Here is a 22,791-nt window from a genome sequence, read left to right on the forward strand (position 1 = left end):
AAAAATTGCCAAGACTGTAGAGCAATACGCAGCCATCGCTAAGGACAAATACAATGAGTAAAGACAATATCCGCGAACATTCAGCTCCTGTTTATGAGGGCATTGAAAATGCGCCTGCACGTTCCATGATGCGTGCAACAGGCTTTAAAGATTCCGACTTTACCCGTCCCTTTGTCGGTATTGCGTCTACGTGGGCCAATGTCACGCCGTGTAATATGCATATTAATGAACTGGCGCGTGAGGCTGAGAAAGGGGTCAATCAAGCTGGCGGCAAAGGCATTATTTTTAATACCATCACCATTTCAGATGGTATTTCTAACGGCACTGAGGGCATGAAGTATTCATTGCTGAGCCGTGAAATTATTGCTGATTCGATAGAAGCCGTGGTGGGGTGTCAAGCCTATGATGGGGTGATTGCCATTGGTGGTTGTGACAAAAATATGCCGGGTTGTATTATGGGCTTAGCCCGTTTAAACCGTCCAGGTTTGTTTGTTTATGGTGGGACAATCAAGCCGGGCGCAGGGCATACTGACATGATTTCAGTCTTTGAAGCTGTGGGTCAGCACGCCAAAGGTGAAATCAGCGCCATTCAAGTCAAACAGATTGAAGAAGTGGCGCTGCCGGGGCCAGGATCATGTGGCGGTATGTACACTGCAAACTCGATGGCTTCTGCGATTGAAGCCTTGGGCATGAGTTTGCCGGGCTCCTCTGCACAAGAAGCGGTTTCAGATGACAAGCGGATTGACTGTCAAAAAGCAGGTGAAGCGGTGATGAATTTGCTGCGCTTAGATTTGAAGCCACGCGATATCATGACCAAAGCTGCATTTGAAAACTCGATTAAAGTGCTGATTGCCTTGGGGGGGTCGACCAATGGCGTGCTGCACTTACTGGCAATGGCACATACTGCTGGGGTTGAACTGAGTTTGGATGATTTTGTCCGTATCGGGCAAGATATTCCCGTAGTGGCAGATGTGCGTCCATCGGGTAAATATTTGATGTCTGAGCTGATTGCGATTGGGGGCATTCAACCGTTGATGAAACGCATGCTGGATGCTGGCATGCTCGATGGTTCATGTTTAACGGTAACGGGCAAGACCTTGGCGGAAAATTTGGCTGAGGTTGAAGATTACCCTGAAGGTCAGCAGATTATTTTACCCTTCGACGCGCCTATTAAAAAAGACTCTCACTTGGTGGTGCTTAAAGGTAACCTATCTCCAACAGGTGCTGTGGCTAAAATCACGGGTAAAGAAGGCCTGTACTTTGAAGGGCCAGCGCGTGTCTTTGAGGGTGAAATCGGTGCGATGCGCGGCATTTTAGACGGCGAAGTTCAAGCGGGTGAAGTGGTGGTGATTCGTGGAGAAGGGCCTAAAGGCGGGCCGGGCATGCCAGAAATGCTGAAACCGACCTCAGCGATTATTGGTAAAGGTCTCGGTAAATCTGTGGCCCTGATCACCGATGGTCGTTTCTCTGGTGGCAGTCATGGTTTTGTCATTGGTCATGTAACCCCAGAAGCCTATGAAGGTGGGCCAATTGGTTTGGTGCAAAATGGCGATAAAATCTCGATTAATGCAGAAACCCGCGAAATGACGTGGCATGTTTCGGCAGATGAGATCGCTGCGCGTCAAGCGGCTTGGGTGAAACCGCAGCCGAATTATCGTTATGGGGCCTTGGCCAAGTTTGCAAAACTGACCACTGGCGCAGAAAAAGGCGCGGTAACTGATCTAAATTTAGATGTCTAATTGATCATTTTGCTGTGAATTGATATAAACCCTTGTAGTACTTTCAAGGGTTTAATGTAGAGGCTTTGCTCATGTCACTGTTGCGTCGATGGTTCGATCCGATTCGATCGCGTTGGTTTTACCAAAAACCGATTCGTCAAACGGTCGTATCTACAGAACAAGGCTTGAGTATTCATTTACGCCTCGACGATGTATACAGCTATTTAGCCGTTCAGCAGTTACCCCAAATTGAAGAAATTTTAGCGGATGAACTAAAACCATTGACGGTGGTCATTTCTCGTCAGGCTGCTGAACCGCCAAATCAGATGTCAGCATTGGAATGGCAGACCTATTGTTTAAATGATGCCAAAATTCTGTCGCGTCAGCACCGTTTTAGTTTTCATGAAACCCCGGAGCAACCCAGTATAGAGGCATTAAGCCAAGCAGAAACTATTTTGCGACTTACGCCGCTACGTGGGCAGGACTTTTTGTATTTGCTCGAAGACGTGTTTCATATGTTATGGCAAAAGCAAGAGGGGAAACTGCGGACTTTATATGCGATGGCCAGTCGTCATCATCAGGAGCAAAACTTTCCAGAACGTATTTTTAATGATGATGTGGTGCTGGCGAGCTACTTTCAACTCGGTGACCGCCAATATCATGCTGTTGATGATCTACTACGTTTAACCCGCCGTTTAAAACAACAAAAACTATTTACCGATAATCCGATTTTCTTAATCAATCATATAGATTGGCGTGAGCATTTGATTAGTGATGCGGAAGAGTTAAATGAAATTCAGGCACTTGATCCTGAGTTGGATTTATACGTTGCACTTGAAGATCCGATTTCATGGTTATTGTTGGCTTATATCAAAGAAGAGCTGGCAGATTATTATAATATTCAGCTTAATGTTTACCCACTGAGTTATCATGGTCGAGACTGGTTTGACTGGAGTTTGGCAACGCGTTTGTCTAAGCGAACAGAAGTACAGTTCACGCCGTTTTGCCGCCCGACTCAAGCGGCAACTTTGGCGATGGCACAGTTATTTTATAGTGTGCCCGAAGAGCAACGTATTGATGCCATGTATCGGATATTGAAAGCGGTTTGGACTCAAGGTAAGGATTTATCTTATAAAGCACATTTTGATCAGTTGATGCAGGAGCTCGATATTACAGCGTTGAGTGTTGACAATGTAGAGACCAAGCTCAAAGAAAACGATATCTTGTGTGAAATGAAGTCTCAACCCGATTTTCCCGTGCTTGAACTGCGTGTTGATGGTCAGAGCTATGTCTTTAATAGTCTGTATCGGGTTTGGATGATTGAAAGTATTTTCAGTAACGTACTGGAAGACCAGTACAAAGCAGATAGTGCTGATGAACAGCAAGGTTAAACGGTTTATTGTGTTTAAGTTGGGTTCAAAGTGCGCTTGAACCTGCATGATAAAATTTATCTTAAAAATAAATACTTAGTTTGCTAATGCTGAAAACGTTTTCAGTTGTCTTGAGGGCATGCTTGTTTAATCTGTGTGAAGGCAAGGCCCCTACGATATAAGCAACATGCTTAATCTGGATCATTATTTTTCAGGCACTTGAATTCTTATTTATAAATTTAATGAGTGTTAACAGTTTAAATCATTGTTAAATTCTATTAATTAATATGTTTACAAATGAAAATGATTATAATTGAGATTCTTTCTGTTTGTTGATTGATGCTATGCGTTTTCATATTTCTTATCTGAGTTTGTCCATTCTTGCTGTAATGACCACGCCGACCTTTGCTCAGAGCGAGGTAGAGGAAACGACATCATCGAAGGTTTTGCCCACTTTACAATTTGAAGCTCAAAAACAAGATGCGAAAGACGCGTATGCGGCAAAAACTGCATCAGCTGTTTTGCGTTCAGATGCCCCACTTTTTGAAACGGCACAATCAATCAGCGTGATTAGTGCAAAACAACTCGAACAAAAACAAGCGAAAACACTGTCTGAAGCCTTGCAGGGTGTAGCAGGGGTCACTGCAGGACAGTATGGGCGTCGTGGCTGGGATGACTTTATTATTCGTGGACAAGTTTCCAGCGCGCAGACTTATGTCGATGGCTTGCGTATTCAAACTTCGGATAATGCCCTACGTTCAGAAGACATCACTGGCTTGCAGTCGATTGAAGTGGTGAAAGGGCCAACATCGACAGGTTTTGGCTTTGCCTTACCAGGTGGTTTAGTCAATTTAACCACTAAGCGTCCTGAGGCAAAGACTTCTTATCGTGGCAGTGTAAGCTATGGTAGTAATGCTTTGATTGATGGAACATTTGACATTAACTATGCACCAAATGACAGCGAAAAGGGTGCGTTTCGTGTAGTGGGTCATGCCTCTGATCAGGATGATCCAACAGATTATGTTTATTATAAAAATTATTATATTGCGCCCTCTTATAATTTTGATTTAGGCGAAAAAGATGAGTTGTCTGTGATAGCGAGCTATCAACATCGTGATTTTATTCGTCAGCAAGGGATTCCTTATAGTAATGGTGCTTATAAAAATTACTCACAGAGTTTGTTTTTTGGCGCGCCGAATTTAAGCAATACGGTTGATGTTTTGCGCTTAGGTTCGAACTATGCACATTATTTTGATAATGGCTGGACCTTTAAGCAAAATTTTGCAGTCACTAAAACCGATGCAGATAATAATCCTGTATTGGCGGGGAGTAATAACACATTACCGACCATCAAACGGACGGTGGAAAGACAGATTAAAGATGATGTAAATTTTGCATTAGATAATAATGTGTCACGTCATTTCGACTGGGGCAAAACCCAATATGATTTAATGATTGGTTTAGATATGATGCATGAGCGTAGTGACTATGAACGCCGTCGCAATAGTTTGTCATCTTTTAATGCCAATAATCCTGTTTACACTGCAATTCCAAAAGCAACAACAACAATTGCTCACCAAATTACCGACACCCAATATATGGGTGTATATCTACGTAATAATTTTAAAATTGATGATCATTGGATCTTGGGCTTATCAGGTCGTCATGACTGGACTCAAGTAGAGGTCGATGATCTTTTCAATGATACGAAATTAAAAAATTCAGATAATGCCTTTACGGGTAATGCATCTTTGATGTATCAGATTAATGATATGTTTGCCCCTTACGTGAGTTATGCAACCTCTTTCTTTCCTGTGAGTGATGCTGGTGCAGATGGTACGCTGCTGGACCCAGAAGAAGGGGAACAATATGAAGTTGGTGTGAAGTTCCAAGGGCTGAATCAAAGACTGCAAGGTTATGTAGCTTATTATGATTTAACCCGTCAAAACGTAACCGAGACGGATACAACAGGTGATTATTCTGTACAAATTGGCGAGCAAAAGACCAAGGGTTATGAAACAGAGTTATCAGCAGCTTTAACTGATCAATGGAACCTGACCGCAACCTATAGTTATATTCCTACAGCCAAAATTACTGAAAGTGAAACCAGCAGTGATATTGGCAAGCGAATTAACCATGTGCCTAAAAATGCGGCCTCTTTATCAACTCAATATTTCTTTGGTGGTGATCAACTGGGCTGGAATGTTGGTGCAGCTGCAACTTATCAGGGTGAGCGTACAGCGCAACGCGGGACTTATTATGTACCGTTATCGAGTTATACACATCTACGATGTCAGTGCAGGTTATGAAGCGAAAAATTGGGGCGCAAAATTCAGCGTAAAAAACCTGTTTGATAAAGAGTATTTAGTCGGAACCACGCCAAATGCACAATTGGTGAATTGGGGTGATCCACGTACTTTCCGCTTCAGCCTAAATTTCAAATACTAAGCAGAATCACAGCGCATCACATCTGGATTCAATAACAGTTGAGTCCAGAGCATGCTTTCCAGTAAGCCTCAATCTTTGATTGAGGCTTACTTCTAAAAACAGTGATATGACCCCGCATTCAAATTTTATAGCATGGCACTAAGTGTTTAGAGAGAATCGTCATGCTTGCTTTTGTTATTTTTGTTTTTGCTGTCGCAGGTATGATTAAAGGCACCATTGGATTGGGCTTGCCCGCCGTGTCGATGGGACTTTTATCTTTGGTGATTAGCCCATTTCAAGCGGCAACTTTGCTCATAATCCCTTCCATGGTCACGAACGTTTGGCAATTGTTCGCAGAAGGGCGTGTACTGCGACTGCTACAGCGCTTTTGGCCCTTGTTGGTGGGCATGATCATCGGTTCAGTTTGGAGTGTTTTTCCTACGCTCGGACATGGCGAATTTCAAAGTGAAGCGTTGTTGGGCGGAATGCTGGCCATTTATGGTCTATATGGTTTGTTTGCCAAAAACATGCCCAACTTAGCCCCCTATGAAAAATATCTATCGCCGATCATGGGCTATTTGGGTGGTGCTTTGACAGTCGCGACAGGGGTGGTGGTGATTCCTGTGGTGCCGTATTTGCAGTCTTTGCATTTAAAGCGGGATGATTTGGTACAATCGCTTGGCCTTGCCTTTACCGTTTCAACTTTGTGTCTAGCTGCATATTTACATCTGAATCCTGTTGAAGATACCCCAATTGACTATCAATTGTCGTTGATCGCACTACTGCCTGCATTGCTCGGAATGTGGTTGGGCACTAAAATTCGCTACCGCATCCCTGAGCAAGCCTTTCGTAAGGTGTTTTTTGTGGGCTTAGTGCTATTTGGCAGTTATATGGTTTTACATCAATTGGGCTGGCTTTAATGCGCAATGAGTTGATCATGTTGGCTCAAGAGGAATTGACTAAAGCGTTGGTAATCTGCGGGGAGCTGATCAAAATACCGTGTCGCTAGCAGCAACTTGCGGTTGGCCCATTTGCCTAGTAGTTCAATCTGCTGAAAGTCATACTGCACGTTTAAACGCTGTGCTGCCCGTTTGGGAATAATGGCAATGCCGACGCCATTGGCAACGACTTGTGCGATTGCGGCAAAGTTCGGGACCCGTAGCCGATAGTGAATCTCATAGCCTAAGCGTTTGGCTTGAGCCTCGATTGACTGTTGTAGGGAATGGTATGGCATGAGGCCTACAAAAGGATGTTGCACTAATTCACCCAGTTCCAGTTGAACCACAGTGGCAAGTGCATGCTGATTTGGACAGATCAGCACCAACGGATCGTCAGCAAATTCTTGGGTTTCAAGTTGTCCTGCATCGAAAAAACTGGAAATCAGTCCCAACTTCGCCGTGCCTATGCTGAGGGCCTGAATAATGTCATTGGTTTCAGCTTCCTTTAATTCGATATGAAGTTTTGGATTTTCCATCAAATACTGTGGCAATAAATGGGGTAAGTACTCACTTTGCGCTGATGAGTTGCACCACAGAATAATGTTACTCGTTGCACTGTGGGCAAAGGGCAACATAGCCTGTTGTAATTGTTGCTGCTGTTGTAGCAAATGTTGTGCATGTTCAGCAAAAGTTTGTCCAGCAAGGGTCGCTTTTACCCCTGTTGCATGGCGGGTAAATAGACTGACTTCAAAATGGTGTTCTAATTTTTTAATCCGTTCACTGGCGGCCTGTAAAGAAATGGCGGAACGTTCCGCACCTTTGGTGAGACTGCCTGTACTCAGGATATTGATAAACAATTGCAGATCAAAAAAATCAAGGCGCATGGCAGGGTCAAAGCGGAAAATGTTGCTTTATCTTAGTCCTTTTTGCGTTTTGAGACATCCCTTTAGCAGAGTGGCATATGAAATTGAAGGTAGCGCATCCGACCAAAAAAAAGCAGCCCGAAGGCTGCGATCAAAAACGAATACTCAAAAATAAGGCCGATTAATCTTTTTGCCCTAAGCTGAAGAACCAGTTGAGGAACAAAGCTGCAAAGGTTGCAGTACCAATACCACCCAAGTTAATACTGCCAACTTGTAAGGCAAAATCACCCGTACCTAAAATGATGGTTACCGCAGCCACCATCAGGTTTTTGTTCTGTGAGAAATCAACTTTGTTTTCAATCCAGATTTTTGCACCCGCGATGGTAATCAAGCCAAAGACCACAATCGACGCACCGGTTAAAATTGCAGTCGGAATGGTATGGATAATCGCACCAAACTTTGGGGACAGACCCAAGAAAATGGCAAATACACCTGCGATGGCAAAAATGATGGTCGAATAAACTCGTGTGACTGCCATGACCCCGATGTTTTCACCATAGGTGGTCATGCCAGGAGCACCTACACCACCTGCTAAAGTCGTTGCAATACCATCAGCAACAAATGCTTTACCAATCTGTGGATCAAGATTTTCACCTGTCATCGCACTTACAGCTTTAATGTGACCTAAGTTTTCCGCCACCAATATCAAAGCAATCGGTGCAATGATCATCATGGCATTGGCATTAAATTCAGGTGCATGGAAAGTCGGTAAACCAAACCAAGCGGCTTGTTGAATCGGGGCAAAATTAATCGCTGTGCCATAGCCCATGACATTGGTCACAATAAAGTAGACTAAATAAGACATTAACAGACCAATTAATAACAATAGGCGTTGCAATAAGCCACGAGTAAAGACTGCAATTGAGCCCATACATAACACGGTAACCAGTGCCATCCACATATTAAAGGTATTGCCAGCAACGCCTTTGACTGTAACAGGGGCAAGGTTTAGACCGATGATCATGACTACAGCACCTGTCACTACAGGTGGCATCAGTTTTTCAATCCACTTGGTACCTGTTGCCATAACCATAAAGCCAAACAATGTATAAAGTAGACCACAAGCGATGATCCCGCCACCCGCCATGGCTAAATTTGGATTGAGTGCGCCTGTGCCCGATGCAGTATAGCCCGTTGCAGCGATCACCACGCCAATAAAGGCAAAACTTGAACCCAAATAACTTGGAACACGACCACCCGTCATAATAAAGAACAAGATGGTACAAATCCCTGACATTAAGATGGCAAGATTAGGATCGAAACCCATTAAGAATGGTGCAAGAACTGTTGCACCAAACATAGCAAAGGCATGCTGAACACCTAAAATTGCACTTTGTGAAGCTGGAAGATATTCACTTGTGCCAACAGGGCGTGCATCTATGTTGCCTTCGTACGGGCGCCATTTGGGGAACCAATTGGACATTTTTTGAGCACTCTAAAGATAAATTGTGCACATCATACTCTTGTTTTTTAGAAGATTTAATCAGTGATACAAAAAATTGTTCAAACTAATCTTATGACTTTTCAGAACTTTTTACCGCATGGTAAAAGTTTTAATTTTTAAAAATAACGATAAATCAAGGCTTAATTGGTAATTTTTGCCAATTATTTATTCATAAATAATTATGATTAGATTGATAAATTTTTTTAACAGGTTTGACCATGCGGTCAATAAAAAAGCACACCATAGTGATGTGCTGTAAATTAAACAGGCTTAAAATTTTAACCAGTATTTCGTAATCCAGCCGCAATGCCTGCAATACTGACCATCAGAGCATGGTCTACAGGTGTATTGGTTTCTTGGCTACTTTCTAAGTAACGGCGACGACGTTTCATTAACTCTGCCTGAAGCAAATGTAGCGGCAATAAATACGGCTTACGTACACGCATGGACTGGTCTAAAACTTCGTTACTGCTCAGTAGTTTCGATTCACCTTTAAGTGCTAACAGGGTTTGCACTGCATATTTTAAACGTTGACGCAGATGTTCCCCAAGCACTTTCAAATCTTCATCATTGGTCAGGTGTGATTCATAATACAGCGCCACATGACCATCCGATTTTGAGAGCACCATTTCCAACATATCAATCAGGGTTTGGAAATACGGCCATGTCGCCAGCATTTCATCCAAGGTCGCTTTATGCCCTTGATCAATCACTTGGTTAATTGCAGCGCCTGTACCGAGCCAAGCTGGTAGCATCAAACGAATCTGTGTCCACGCAAATACCCACGGAATGGCACGTAAAGACTCAATGCCACCACTGACTTTACGTTTTGCCGGACGTGAGCCAAGCGGCAACATTTGTAGCTCTAGCTCTGGGGTGACTGTGCGTAAATACTTGACGAAGTGCGGGTTTTCTCGCACGGTTTGGCGATACACCTGCACCGACAAATCGGTCATGCTGTGCATCAACTCGCGCCACTCAGGTTTAGGAACAGGTGGTGGAAGTAAAGTGGCTTCTAAAGTAGCAGCGGTATAAATCTCTAAGTTTTGTAGTGCAATACCTTCTAGGCCAAACTTGAAGCGAATCATTTCGCCTTGTTCAGTGACTCGGATGGCACCTGAAATTGAGCCGGGTGGCTGTGAAAACAGGGCTTGTTGTGTTGGTGCACCGCCACGACTGATGGAACCGCCACGACCGTGGAAGAGGGTCAGTTGGACGTCATGCTTTTTCGCAACCGCAGTTAATTCTTCTTGCGCACGGTACTGTGCCCAATTGGCTGACATAAAGCCTGCATCTTTTGCCGAGTCCGAATAGCCAATCATCACTTCATGCTTGCCCTGAATATGCTGTTTATACCAATGCATATTGAATAGGGTATTCATCGTGCTTGCGGCGCCATCTAAGTCTTTTAATGTTTCAAACAAAGGCACCACACGCAGCGGATGTTGGATCCCTGCTTCTTTTTGCAAAAGTAGTACCGCCAGTACATCACTTGGGTACTCCGCCATCGAAATAATGTAGGCACCTAAACTTTCTTGAGGCTGCGCTGCCAAAGTGCGCATGGTGGCAAACACTTCTTGTACTTCGGGTTGTTCAATTAAGCTTTGTGTAGGCTCATTTAAATGTTTCGGCAACAGCGGACGTTTGCTTTGTAGTTCCTGCAATAAAAAATTTTGGCGCGCTTGTTCAGTCCACGTTTCAAAATTACCCAGACCCAGATATTCAGTAATCGCGGAAATCGCTTGGCGATGCCGTCCTGACTCTTGGCGAATGTCCAATTTCAGCAGTTCAATCCCGAAACAGTTCACCCGATGGATAAAATCGAGCAGTTTCCCATTGGCAATTTCAGGTAGATTGCTGGCAATTAAAGAGCGATAACACAGTAGTAAAGGCTGTAACAGTTCATCTTTAGCTTTAATGACACGGCTGTCATCGGCATCGGCACCGCGCAGTTTTTCTGCCAACCAATGGCGCGTAGCTTTTAGCCGTTCGCGAGTATCGCGTAAATATTCACGGTACGGTTCAGGATGGTCTTGACCCAAGGCTTGACGCAGTTCATCGCTACAGCTTTGAATCGAGAGTTCCCAACGTAAATCTTCAATGTCACGTAAGTACAGATCAGCTGCTTTCCAACGGGATAGCCACAGGACTTCTTGAGTAATATTGTGGGTTACATTTGGGTTGCCGTCACGGTCACCGCCCATCCATGAAGCGAAACGAACAGGTGCGACATGGAGAGGCAGACGTTGCCCACAGTGCTCAATCACCATGTCGTCCAGTTCACGCATGAACTTCGGTACGGCATTCCATAAGGTTTGCTCAATGGTGGTGAAGCCCCATTTTGCCTCATCCACAGGGGTTGGGCGATGTTGACGGATTTCATCGGTCTGCCATGCCGAACAGATCAATTGTTTTAAATCTTCAAGGACTGTTTGGCGCTCACGTGGGGTGAGTTTCTGCTGATCCATTTTAAAGAGAGCGTTATTGATACCATCATATTTTTGGATCAGGGTTCGGCGACTGACTTCTGTTGGATGAGCAGTCAGCACCAGTTCAATATTCAAATCACAGATTTGCTGAAATAGCGTATCAGTGGGAATGTCATTATTCTTGAATTTTTCAAAGAGGTGGTCGAGCGGATTGGGAGACGGGGTGTTTACATCAAATTCGCTTTGACGACGGCTACGTACAACGTGATATTGTTCAGCAATGTTGGCAAAATTCAAAAAGTGAGTAAAAGCACGAGTCAGTGGGAGAATTTCATCATCTTCAAGACTTAAAAAAAGTTGTTCGAGCTGTTTTTCAGCTTCAACTTGTCCGTCGCGAGCACCTTTGGATAAGGCACGAATTTGCTCGACCTGATTAAACAAATCTTGTCCAGCATGCTCCTTGAGGGTTTCACCCAACAAGTTGCCGAGTAATCGGACATCTTCACGTAGTGGAGCATCAATTTGTTGAATCATGATTATTATTCCCTCGTTGTTCTTAATTTGACTATACCCCGATTCGGTGACAATCCAAGTAGGGGCAGACAAAAGTAGGGGATTAATTGCTGAATTTAGAAACAAATGAAAGACTTATATCGCTGCTTTCTATTGATTCAATCACATGAATAAGTGACAAATCACTGAATTTGTTATTAAAAAATTCAAAGTCACTCTATTTGCTTTTCGTGTTTTTGTATCGGGTATCTGAATAAAAAAATGCTGATCGCTTCTTGAATGATTTGTTCACATTGTTCTGCACTAGGAACTTCGTTCATCCCCAATAGCATTTCTTGATGACGATAACCAAAGAGCAAAGACATTAATAAGGTGATGGCATCATTGACTTGTTCAAACTGAAGTACGCCTAGTGTTTGGGCCTGATGAAAAAATTGCTCCCAAATAGTCTGCATTTTAAGATGAGATGCTTTATAAAAGTTATGTAAAAGAGGATTTTGCTCTGCCGCTAGTTGTAATAACAAATGTTCCAGTTTAATTGCTTCGGGCAGGTTAATAATATACATCGACAGCGTACAGATTTGTTTGAGCATAGGTTGGAAGTCTTCTGCACATTGCAATTGAAATGAACGACCCAGCATCAGCTTTTCACAGGTTTCTTCTATGGCACAACTAAACAGGTTGGCTTTATCCTGAAAATGATTATATACCGTCAGTTTAGTGACATGGGCTTCTTTGGCAATCTGATCCATACTGGAGCCATGATAACCATGTTGTAAAAACAACTGACGTGCAACATTCAAAATCCGTTGCCGTTTTTCTAAATCCTTTGGACGTCCTGCTGAAGCTTGCACAAGTGATCCTAAAAAAAAGTTCAAAAAGTCATTTACATCTTAGTCTATCTTTAATTAGTGTACTATGCAGTATATTAATTAAAAAATAACCATGTTGCATCTGGATATTGTGCCTGATGAGCAGGTGATTTTGGAAGAAGAGCAGACTTCAATGAGCAGAATTCAGACCCTTGTGGCAAGTATGATGGTGGTGTGTAGTATCACCTTGTGGGGATGCAGCAAAGACACGGCTGAATCAGAACCCATCCCTCTAGTTATGGTGAGCCAACCGAATACCACACATTTAGAACAAAAAAGTTATGCGGGTGAAGTACAAGCCCGCCAACAAACTGCACTGTCGTTTCGTGTTGGGGGGCAAGTTACAGAGCGATTGGTCGATGTGGGGGATCAAGTCAAAGTTGGACAAGTCTTAGCACGCTTAGATGTGCAAGATGCTCAGTTACAGTTAAATTCTGCCAAAGCCCAACTCGAGAATGCACAAGCGGCTGAGAAAAATGCACAGGATGAACTTAACCGTTTTAAGCAATTATTACCCAGTAATGCGGTCAGTCGTTCACAGTACGACAGCGTTGAAAATCAATATAAAGCAGCACTGTCGAGCTTAAAACAAGCCCAAGCCAATTTTAATGTTACACAAAACCAAACCAGCTATAACCAACTGATTGCCAATAAAAATGGCGTGATTACCGAGCGAAATATTGAAATTGGGCAAGTGATTTCAGCAGGACAGCCCGCTTTTCAACTGGCGATTTCTGGTGATCGCGAAGTCGTGATCGGTGTCCCTGAACAAGCTATTCCTAAAATTACAGTGGGACAGGATGCCGTCGTTACGCTATGGTCTCAGCCCGATCAGCGTTTTGCAGCCTATGTACGTGAAATTTCCCCTGCCGCCGATCAGTCCCGAACCTTTAGTGTCAAAGTGGCGCTGCGTGAAGGGCAAAATGCGATTCAGTTGGGGCAAAGTGCACGTGTATTCTTTAGCTCCACCGAGAGTAATGTGCTGAGTGTGCCGTTAGCCAGTGTTTCAGCGAGTGGGAAAAATGCCTATGTCTGGGTGGTAAACAGCGATAACAGTATTCGTAAGGTGCCTGTGGTTGTTGGCGAGTATGGTCGCGATACGGTCACTATTCGCTCAGGGTTACAGCCAAAAGACTATGTGGTGGTGGGCGGAGTCCATTTACTACGTGAAAAACAGAAAATTAAACCGATTAGCCGTGATAACAAAGCGGTCCAGATTGCGGCAGGGAGTTAAGCATGAACTACAACCTGTCCGAATGGGCACTTAAAAATAAAGGTTTGATCCTCTATTTTATGTTGTTACTCGGGATCATTGGGGTGGTGTCTTATTCCAAACTTGCTCAAAGTGAAGACCCGCCTTTTACCTTTAAAGTCATGGTAGTGCAGACATACTGGCCTGGTGCAACTGCGCGTGAGGTATCGGAACAAGTCACAGATCGTATTGAAAAAGAACTGATGACCACGGGTAAATACGAACGTATTATGGCGTATTCACGACCTGGCGAGTCCATGGTCACTTTTGTAGCACGTGATGCCATGCGCTCGAGTGAAATACCTGATGTTTGGTATGATGTTCGTAAAAAAGTCAATGATATTAAGCATGAACTCCCAGATGGTGTTCAGGGTCCTTTCTTTAACGATGAGTTTGGTGACACTTTCGGTAATATCTATGTATTGACTGGTAAAGACTTTGACTATGCGGTGATGAAAGAATATGCCGATCGTTTGCAGTTACAACTACAACGTGTCAAAGATGTGGCTAAGGTGAACCTTGTTGGTTTACAAGACCAAAAAATTTGGATTGAAATTTCCAACACCAAAGCTGCGCAGTTAGGTATTCCCGTCACAGCTATTCAACAAGCGTTGCAACAGCAAAATACCATGGCCAGTGCAGGTTTCTTTGAAACGAAGTCTGACCGCATTCAACTGAGAGTCACAGGGCAGATTAAAAGCGTTGCAGAACTGCAACGTATGCCACTCTTGGTCAATGGAAAAACCATCCAGCTTAGTGACGTTGCTGATGTCTATCGAGGCTTTAGTGAGCCAGCTCAACCCCGTATGCGTTTTATGGGCGAAAATGGTATCGGGATTGCGGTCTCGATGCGCAAAGGTGGCGACATCTTGGCTTTGGGTAAAAACCTAGAGACTGAGTTTTCTAATCTGCAAAAAACCTTACCCCTTGGTATGGAACTGAAAAAAGTTTCAGATCAGCCCGTTGCGGTGAAGCGCAGTGTCAACGAATTTATGAAAGTGCTTGCAGAAGCGGTCATTATTGTCCTGCTAGTGAGTTTCTTTTCACTGGGTTTCCGTACTGGGCTGGTGGTGGCATTCTCCATTCCACTGGTCTTAGCGATGACCTTTGCAGGCATGAATATTTTTGATGTTGGCTTGCATAAAATTTCGTTGGGGGCTTTGATTTTAGCACTGGGACTGTTGGTTGATGATGCCATTATTGCAGTCGAAATGATGGCCATTAAAATGGAGCAGGGCTATAGTCGGCTACAAGCCGCGGGGCATGCGTGGCGAACCACGGCCTTCCCAATGCTGACGGGAACATTGATTACCGCTGCGGGCTTTTTGCCAATTGCAACAGCAGCTTCAAGTACAGGTGAATACACGCGTTCTATTTTCCAAGTGGTGACCATTGCTTTAATTGTGTCGTGGTTTGCGGCTGTATTGTTTGTACCTTATTTGGGCGACAAATTATTGCCTGATTTCAATAAGGATCTCATCCAAAAAGCACCGTGGTATAGCCGGTTGTGGGCACGATTGCGCCAGCAGCCTGAGCCACAGTCAACGGTGCATCATCCTGGTGAGCAGCATGATCCCTATCAAACCAAGTTCTATCAAGGTTTTCGTCGTTGGGTCAATCTGTGTGTGACTTATCGAAAAACGGTCATTGCGACAACGGTTGGGATCTTTGTGCTCTCGGTGCTCATGTTTAAATTGGTACCACAACAATTCTTCCCGCCTTCGAATCGCGCAGAAATTTTGGTCGATTTAAAACTCGAGGAAGGTGCGTCTTTAACCGCAACTGAAAATGCAGTGAAAAAGGTCGAACAGTTCCTATCGAAGCAAAAGGGGATTGATAACTATGTGGCTTATGTGGGCACAGGTTCACCGCGCTTTTATTTACCGCTCGATCAGCAACTGCCACAGGCAAGTTTCGCACAGTTTGTGGTTTTGGCCTCTTCATTGGATGATCGAAATGAAATTCGCAAGTCTTTAGATACACAAATCCGTCAGTTACTGCCAGATGTTCGTACTCGCGTTTCTCTGCTTGAAAATGGGCCACCTGTTGGTTATCCAATCCAGTATCGAGTATCAGGTGAAGATTTGACACAGGTTCGTGCATGGGCGGACAAAGTAGCTGCGCTCATTGGCACAAACCCGAACACAACGAATGTACACCTTGACTGGGGTGAGCCAAGTAAGGTGATTAGCTTAGAGATTGATCAAGACCGTGCCCGCCAAATGGGGGTGTCTAGTTTAGATTTAGCCAATTTCTTGAACAGTTCTATTTCGGGTGCCACGATTAACCAATACCGTGAAAAGCGAGAACTGATTGAGATCCGCTTACGCGGAGACCAAGCGGAACGGGCTGAAGTAGAGTCCCTTTCCAGTCTGGCTATTCCAACCTCAAGTGGTGGCACAGTGCCACTCGCGCAAATTGCGAAAATTAATTATGGTTTTGAAGATGGATTGATCTGGCACCGTAACCGCTTACCGACCATTACGGTGCGTGCAGATATTCGAACCAAATTACAGCCTGCCACTGTAGTGGATGAAATGGCTGAACAGATGGATCAGTTACGTGCCGAATTGCCAAATGGTTATTTGGTTGAAGTGGGTGGTACCGTGGAAGAGTCTGCACGTGGTGGTAAATCGGTTGTAGCGGGCATGCCTTTGTTCTTGGCCGTGGTCATGACCTTGCTGATGATTCAACTGCGCAGTATGTCGCGTGCGACAATTGTACTGCTTACCGCACCTTTAGGCTTAATTGGTGTGGTGCTATTCTTGCTGCTGTTCAATAAACCCTTTGGTTTTGTTGCAATGTTAGGCACTATTGCCCTGTCGGGGATGATTATGCGTAACTCGTTGATCTTGATTGATCAGATTGAGCAAGACATTCAAGCAGGGCATGAAACATGGGATGCGATCATTGATGCAACCGTGCGACGCTGTCGTCCGATTGTGCTGACGGCATTGGCGGCTGTCCTTGCCATGATTCCACTGTCCAGAAGTATTTTCTTTGGTCCCATGGCTGTTGCGATTATGGGTGGATTGATTGTAGCGACGCTATTAACCCTGTTCTTTTTACCTGCCTTGTATGCGCAGTGGTTTAAAGTAAAAAAAATTAGCCATAAGCTGTAAATTTATGCCAATATCAGGTGCGAAACATTGAAAATTTCAATATAGTAGCACCTGAAATTTATGGCATTTTTATAAAGCAGTTTTTGCTACACATTACAAAACGAACGATGTAGCAAATGGGGTTAAACGCATGATGCAAGACAATATTACCAAGTATCGCCGCTCTATAGCGATTTCTTATGTCTTCATGTTTTTAGCTTTGTTTACTGTGATTAGTGGCGCATTTTCATATTGGTATGCACGGAAAGTCACGCAGATTGATCACGCTGAGGTCTGGTTACAAGCCCAAGCCCTTTGGGTGATGCGTAATATTGTGATTTATAGCATCTTGGCTTTGTTTGCAGCATTGTGGTTTATTCCGCTCATGTTTTTCACTTGGGACAGCGCATTGTGGGTCACCGCATGTACTGTTGCAGGTGTCGTTTTTAGCTGTATTGCATTTCTTTTTCTTTTAAATGCATGGTTTAAAGGCTTCTCTAAATTTTTGAAAAATAAGGCTGTTTTCTAAACATACTGATTTTTTTTCAAACATCCCCTTGTAAAACTTGGTTTGACCCCCAATTTCAGACCACAGCCCAGTATTAAATAAATTCCGTGAGGAGCATCGCCAGACATGGCTAAACGTGATTATTATGAGGTTTTAGGTGTTGCTAAAACCGCTAGTGATGATGAAATTAAAAAAGCCTACCGTAAGTTGGCGATGAAATATCATCCAGATCGTAACCCTGATAATGCCGAAGCTGAAGAGAAGTTCAAAGAAGCTGCTGAAGCTTATGAAATTTTGTCGGATAGCGAAAAGCGCAGCATGTATGACCGTATGGGGCATCAAGCCTTTGAAGGTGGTATGGGCGGCGGCGGTGGCTTCGGTGGTGGTTTCAGCGCAGAAGATATCTTTAGTCAATTTGGTGACATTTTCGGTGGCGCATTTGGTGGTGGCGGTGGTCGTGGTCAACAGCGTGCGCGCCGTGGTTCTGACTTACGTTATGTAATGGAACTGACCTTGGAAGAAGCAGTAAAAGGAGTGAAGAAAACCATTACTTTTACTGCACCAGCACCGTGTGAAACGTGTGATGGCAAAGGTTCTAAAAACCCGAATGATGTTGAAACCTGTAAAACCTGTCATGGTGCAGGTCAGGTTCGCATGCAACAAGGTTTCTTCTCTGTACAGCAGACTTGTAGCACTTGTCGTGGTCAGGGCAAGATCATTAAAAACCCATGTAATACTTGTCATGGTTCAGGTGTTAAAGACCGTCAACAAACCCTTGAAGTGACGATTCCTGCGGGCGTCGACAATGGTGACCGCGTTCGTTTAACGGGTAAAGGTGAAGCGATTCGTGACGGTCAGTCAGGTGACTTGTACGTAGAAGTGGTCGTGCGTGAACACGAAATCTTCCAACGTGATGGTGCAGACCTGTATATGGATGTGCCTGTAAGCATTGCCGATGCTGCTTTGGGTAAAGAAATTGAAATCCCGACACTCGAAGGTCGCGTGAGTTTGAAAATTCCTGAAGGTACACAAACGGGTAAAATGTTCCGTTTACGTGGCAAAGGGGTTAAACCTGTACGTACCAGTATGCAAGGTGACTTACTCTGCCGTATCGTGATCGAAACGCCAGTCAACTTAACAGCACGTCAACGTGAGTTGTTAAAAGAGTTGCAAGAAACTCTGGATGGAGATGATCACAAATCATCACCGAAGAAAAAGTCTTTCTTTGACCGTCTGTTTGACTGATAAAATGTCATATCGGTTAAATAAGATTGAAAAGAGCGGGAAAATTTTCCCGCTTTTTTTATGTTACTGCACTTCTGTTGGAAGTTCAGGTTGATCAATCTGATCTACAGAGACGGTCTCTTCAACAGGTGCAACAGATGGTGCTTGTTGTTCAGTATTGACCTTTGGGTGTGTACTGGTGCTAATTTTGACTTGTGACAAACTTTCCAAAGTGTCGCCTGCTTGAACAGCAGGTTCAGCCTGAACATTTGCCAGACAGCCCCCAAACGCGATCGCTAGAAAAAGTACCTTTGCTTTCATTCTATTTTCCTCATTTTAAAGTTGTTTTTTAACGCGAACCTAGTCTGCGTAATATTGATTGCAAATTTGTGAAAATGACGAGAAATGATGTTTGAAAATAAAGCGATTTTTTCGATGAAAATGGCTAACAAAACTTAGTCTGGGCAATGAGTTTTGCTATAGTAAGAACAATTTTGAAGCTACATTAGGAATATATTATGTCAGCAGCTCCACGCATTGGTGTCTTGGGTGCAGGCGGTCGTATGGGTCGCATCCTTATTCAAGCGGTAAACGAAGCAGGCTATCAATTGGCTGCAGCCGTTGAACGTCCTGAAAGTTCATTGATTGGTGCAGATGCAGGTGAGCTTGCAGGAATTGGTAGCCTTGGGGTGAAGGTGGTGGGTAGCCTAGAAGCGGTAGTGAAAGAGTGTGATGTGGTGATTGATTTCACTGCACCAGTAGCGACTGTTCAGCATTTAAAAATTTGTCGTGAAGCGGGTGTAGCCATTGTGATTGGTACTACTGGCATGAATGACGAACAAAAAGCCTATTTGGATGACTCTGCGACTCAAACACCTGTGGTGTATGCAGCCAATTATTCTGTGGGTGTCAACGTTTCGATTAAACTGTTGGAATTGGCTTCTAAAGTCTTTGGTGACACCGTGGATATTGAAGTGATTGAAGCACATCACCGTCATAAAGTCGATGCGCCATCAGGCACAGCGCTGATGATGGGTGAAGCGATTGCTGGAGCTTTAGGGCGTGACTTGAAAACGGATGCAGTATACTGCCGTGAAGGTCATACAGGGCCTCGTGAACGTCAAAGCATTGGCTTCCAAACTATTCGTGGTGGCGATATTGTCGGTGAACATACCGCGATGTTTATTGCCGATGGCGAGCGTGTTGAAATTACCCATAAAGCGACCAACCGAATGAACTTTGCTTCAGGTGCCGTACGCGCTGCGGCTTGGGTCATCGGGCGTGAAGCAGGTAAATATGATATGAAAGATGTGTTAGGTTTTAACGATATCCAAGTATAAAACCAGTTTCATTCGTAATAAAAACAAGATAAAAACGAAAATAAGACGAAGAATAGAATGAAAAAAGTCATGTATATGGCTTGTGTTGTTGCCTTAATGAGCACAGCACAAGCCAAGCCTATGGATCAAGCCAAACTGAGTATTCATAAAAATAATATTAAAGTTTGGACTTATCAAAATGCACAAAACCCCGTTTTTTTATATAAGGCTGAAACCACGTTTGATGTGCCGATTGAAAAAGCCGTTTCACTGATTTTGGATGTAGATCACGCAGTGAAATGGGTACCGTATATGGGCAGTGTCAAAGTTTTGTCCCGCGATGATAAAAAAGGTGAATTCCAGTTGTATATGGTGCTCGACTTTCCTTTTCCTTTAAAAGATCGCGACTTGGTGGTGCAAGGCAAAATGATCAAGGACAGTCAGGGGGTGATAAGTATTAAAAACAAAGCCATTGATAAAAATATTCTGAAAAATCCAGACTATGTACGCTTAAACCACTATGAAGGCGATTGGACTTTCCAAAAACTCGGACCAAACAAAGTGAGAGTTTCCACTTCGGGTTATGCCAATCCTGAAGGCTCGATTCCACTGAGTATCGTGAACATGTTCGTCCAACAGCAGCCTTATCAAATGCTACAGAAAATGAAAAAGCAATTGCAGGAACAGCGTGATCTGCCTGTGCAGTTACCTGTGGCTTTACGTTAGAACTGCTGAAAGCCTGCACTGCGGTACAGGCAATTGATTTTGATGGTGGTTTTATTCAGGCTGTTGGTAAGTAGTCAGTTGCTGTAAAGTCGACGCCTGAGGTAAATCTAGGTGCATTAAACTCAGCATGACATGCCCTTCACCAGCAAGTGAGATTGTGAAATGTTTGGCACTGCTTTGATCACATTGAAATTCTAAATGTTTCTTGTTGGGTAAATTTATCTGCATTTGTCGTTCATCGTTCAACCGATATTCATAGGTTCGCTGTGTTGCTGTTTCCGTCAAGCTCGGCTGTAAACTTAAAAATTGGTAGTCATTTAAGTTCTGTGTTTTGAGAAACCCTTCAATGAGCGCTTTACAAATAAAGTGCTGTTGCTGTACTTGCTGTGAAACCTTTTGCGGTTGGCATGCAGATAAATTCAATACACAAAATAAAGAAATCATTATTTTTTTCATAAAGGCACCTATTGACGTTCGTTGACGGATGACAGGAGCATAATTCTGTGCGCATAATGGATACAGATACATAAAATTTAAAAAAATAGGTACAGATGCATGGCTTTTCAGTATCAGAGCTTGGCGACGCAGTTACTTGAGAAAATTCAAAATGCGGAATTACCCGCAGGACAGAAATTGCTGTCTTTGCGACAGTTTGCAACTTTACAAAAGGTCAGTCTAAATACTGCCAAAAGTTGTTATGAACTGCTCGAATCGCAGGGCTATATTCATGTAAAAAATAAATCAGGCTATTTTGTCAGCTATCAGAAAAAATCCAGTCCCTCTATTCCTGTGCCACAGCATCCAGACTTTCAGTCCCAAGAGCGTGAGATCTCAAATTTAGAACTGCAACTTGAAATTCAACAGTCTTCTATTAACAGTCGTCTCATTCATTTGGGTGCTATTCAGCTTTCGCCTAAACATGTGCCTGTAGAAGCACTCCGCCGTTCAATCCAACGTGCACTAAAGCATAGCCAACCTGAAGACTTTTTATATAGTGATAAGCAAGGTCATATTCGCCTAAGACAAGCTTTGTCGGAGCATTGGGCTGAAGATGGTTTTTACATTTCGCAGGATGATATTTACATCAGCAATGGCTGTATGCCTGCATTGTCGGTAATCATTCAAAACTTAAGCCAAGAAGGGGACAGCGTGATTGTCCCAACACCGAATTTTAATGGTCAGCTGCAAATGTTGGCTAGCTTAAAGCGAAAAATCATTGAAATTCCAGCCGATACTCAAGGTTTTGATTTGGAACGTTTAGAGCAAGTCATGCAAAGTTCAGGCGCAAAAGCATGCTTACTTACGGCCAATTATCAAAATCCCTTGGGGTTTTGCCTAAGCAATGCAGAAAAAGAAAAAATTGCACAACTGGCGGCACGTTATCAATGCTATGTAATTGAAGATGATATTTATGGTGAATGTAGTTTCAGCTCGAGTCGTCCGCTGCCGATTAAATATTGGGATCAGCAGGGTTATGTGATTTTCTGTGGTTCGGTTTCCAAGTCACTTTCAACTGCGTATCGGGTAGGTTGGTTCTGTATTCCGCAGCGCTTAGCGCATTTGAAGGCTACTTTGCTGATGCAAAATATCACCGTGAATACACCTTTGCAGTTGGCACTGGCTGACCTGATTTATAGCCGTGCCTATCGCGAACATTTACAGCAGCTTAAACCGATTTTGAAACAGCAAGTTGAACAATATCGACACATGATCATGCATGCCTTTGACGGGGTAGAGTTACGGATCAATCAGCCCTTGGGAGGATATGCGCTATGGCTACAACTTCCCGAAAGTATTGATGGTTTAGACATGTACTATTTTGCGCAACAACATGGTATCAATATTGTGCCCGGAGAGGTTTTTGGAGAAGGGCAGCGTTATAAAAACTGTATCCGTCTCAATGCTGGACATGAACTTTCGGTAGATATTCGGGAGGCCGTTAGCTTGTTGGCCGATTGGGTCAAGGCGCAAATTAATCGTTCGGTAGGGGTTAAACAAGCGGTCTAAAAAGCGCCTCTTTTGAGGCG

At 43.7% G+C, this 22,791-nt stretch carries 16 protein-coding genes and 1 pseudogene; 11 read left to right on the top strand and 6 right to left on the bottom strand.

The genetic code is table 11. The annotated features are described in order from the left end of the window. Positions 1-53: 53 nt before the first annotated feature. The 4 genes and pseudogenes from ilvD to ACZ8ZH_RS00125 all read left to right on the top strand — a co-directional run bounded on the left by ilvD (position 54) and on the right by ACZ8ZH_RS00125 (position 6,435). The gene (gene ilvD / locus ACZ8ZH_RS00110) at positions 54-1,739 is read left to right on the top strand and encodes a dihydroxy-acid dehydratase (RefSeq protein WP_110974720.1); all 1,686 of its coding nucleotides are present in this window, start codon (positions 54-56) and stop codon (positions 1,737-1,739) included. Between the two features lie 71 nt (positions 1,740-1,810). Further along, on the top strand, positions 1,811-3,109 hold the full coding sequence (locus ACZ8ZH_RS00115; RefSeq protein WP_119063351.1) for a hypothetical protein: 1,299 nt from the start codon (positions 1,811-1,813) through the stop codon (positions 3,107-3,109). 323 nt (positions 3,110-3,432) lie between these two features. After that, positions 3,433-5,536 (top strand): annotated as a pseudogene (locus ACZ8ZH_RS00120) (TonB-dependent siderophore receptor). A gap of 161 nt (positions 5,537-5,697) precedes the next feature. After that, positions 5,698-6,435, top strand: coding sequence for a sulfite exporter TauE/SafE family protein (locus tag ACZ8ZH_RS00125; protein ID WP_086210366.1), 738 nt, complete (start codon positions 5,698-5,700; stop codon positions 6,433-6,435). On the opposite strand, the gene ACZ8ZH_RS00130 is transcribed toward ACZ8ZH_RS00125, so the two are convergent. The 4 genes from ACZ8ZH_RS00130 to ACZ8ZH_RS00145 all read right to left on the bottom strand — a co-directional run bounded on the left by ACZ8ZH_RS00130 (position 6,432) and on the right by ACZ8ZH_RS00145 (position 12,616). Then, positions 6,432-7,337 (bottom strand): LysR family transcriptional regulator, encoded by a 906-nt coding sequence (locus ACZ8ZH_RS00130; RefSeq protein ID WP_086210365.1) that lies wholly within the window; start codon positions 7,335-7,337, stop codon positions 6,432-6,434. The genes ACZ8ZH_RS00125 and ACZ8ZH_RS00130 overlap by 4 nt on opposite strands. Before the next feature lie 160 nt (positions 7,338-7,497). Continuing rightward, positions 7,498-8,799: a solute carrier family 23 protein gene (locus tag ACZ8ZH_RS00135; RefSeq protein ID WP_086210364.1), complete on the bottom strand. Its 1,302-nt coding sequence runs from the start codon at positions 8,797-8,799 to the stop codon at positions 7,498-7,500. A gap of 299 nt (positions 8,800-9,098) precedes the next feature. Continuing rightward, positions 9,099-11,783, bottom strand: a complete 2,685-nt coding sequence (gene ppc / locus ACZ8ZH_RS00140; RefSeq protein WP_086210363.1) for a phosphoenolpyruvate carboxylase — start codon at positions 11,781-11,783, stop codon at positions 9,099-9,101. Between the two features lie 191 nt (positions 11,784-11,974). Beyond that, positions 11,975-12,616 carry a TetR/AcrR family transcriptional regulator gene (locus ACZ8ZH_RS00145; RefSeq protein ID WP_086210362.1) on the bottom strand — a complete coding sequence of 214 codons (642 nt, stop codon included), beginning with the start codon at positions 12,614-12,616 and terminating at the stop codon, positions 11,975-11,977. Between the two features lie 151 nt (positions 12,617-12,767). On the opposite strand from ACZ8ZH_RS00145, the gene ACZ8ZH_RS00150 reads away from it, so the two are divergent. From ACZ8ZH_RS00150 to dnaJ, 4 genes are all read left to right on the top strand, one after another. Then, a complete protein-coding gene (locus ACZ8ZH_RS00150) occupies positions 12,768-13,868 on the top strand; it encodes an efflux RND transporter periplasmic adaptor subunit (RefSeq protein WP_119063363.1) in 1,101 nt (366 codons plus the stop codon). Positions 13,869-13,870: 2 nt separating this feature from the next. Further along, positions 13,871-17,008, top strand: coding sequence for an efflux RND transporter permease subunit (locus tag ACZ8ZH_RS00155; RefSeq protein ID WP_119063350.1), 3,138 nt, complete (start codon positions 13,871-13,873; stop codon positions 17,006-17,008). A 130-nt stretch (positions 17,009-17,138) separates the two neighbouring features. Beyond that, complete coding sequence (locus ACZ8ZH_RS00160; protein ID WP_086210360.1) at positions 17,139-17,516, top strand: hypothetical protein; 378 nt, start codon at positions 17,139-17,141, stop codon at positions 17,514-17,516. A gap of 105 nt (positions 17,517-17,621) precedes the next feature. Beyond that, the gene (gene dnaJ / locus ACZ8ZH_RS00165) at positions 17,622-18,740 is read left to right on the top strand and encodes a molecular chaperone DnaJ (RefSeq protein WP_086210359.1); all 1,119 of its coding nucleotides are present in this window, start codon (positions 17,622-17,624) and stop codon (positions 18,738-18,740) included. 63 nt (positions 18,741-18,803) lie between these two features. Here the strand turns inward: dnaJ and ACZ8ZH_RS00170 are convergent, their stop codons facing one another. Next, entirely contained in the window at positions 18,804-19,040 is a 237-nt protein-coding gene (locus tag ACZ8ZH_RS00170; protein WP_110974713.1) for a hypothetical protein, read from the bottom strand. 197 nt (positions 19,041-19,237) lie between these two features. Between ACZ8ZH_RS00170 and dapB the strand changes: the two genes are divergently transcribed. Both dapB and ACZ8ZH_RS00180 read left to right on the top strand, forming a co-directional pair. Then, positions 19,238-20,059 (top strand): 4-hydroxy-tetrahydrodipicolinate reductase, encoded by an 822-nt coding sequence (gene dapB / locus ACZ8ZH_RS00175; protein WP_086210357.1) that lies wholly within the window; start codon positions 19,238-19,240, stop codon positions 20,057-20,059. Positions 20,060-20,116: 57 nt separating this feature from the next. Next, the gene (locus ACZ8ZH_RS00180; RefSeq protein ID WP_086210356.1) at positions 20,117-20,764 is read left to right on the top strand and encodes an START domain-containing protein; all 648 of its coding nucleotides are present in this window, start codon (positions 20,117-20,119) and stop codon (positions 20,762-20,764) included. Positions 20,765-20,815: 51 nt separating this feature from the next. Here the strand turns inward: ACZ8ZH_RS00180 and ACZ8ZH_RS00185 are convergent, their stop codons facing one another. Continuing rightward, positions 20,816-21,220 carry a hypothetical protein gene (locus ACZ8ZH_RS00185; RefSeq protein WP_119063349.1) on the bottom strand — a complete coding sequence of 135 codons (405 nt, stop codon included), beginning with the start codon at positions 21,218-21,220 and terminating at the stop codon, positions 20,816-20,818. Between the two features lie 99 nt (positions 21,221-21,319). Here ACZ8ZH_RS00185 and ACZ8ZH_RS00190 point away from each other — a divergent pair, with 99 nt between their 5' ends. Beyond that, positions 21,320-22,771: an aminotransferase-like domain-containing protein gene (locus ACZ8ZH_RS00190; protein ID WP_119063348.1), complete on the top strand. Its 1,452-nt coding sequence runs from the start codon at positions 21,320-21,322 to the stop codon at positions 22,769-22,771. Positions 22,772-22,791 lie beyond the last annotated feature (20 nt).

Source organism: Acinetobacter sp. SW-226 (assembly GCF_055632855.1).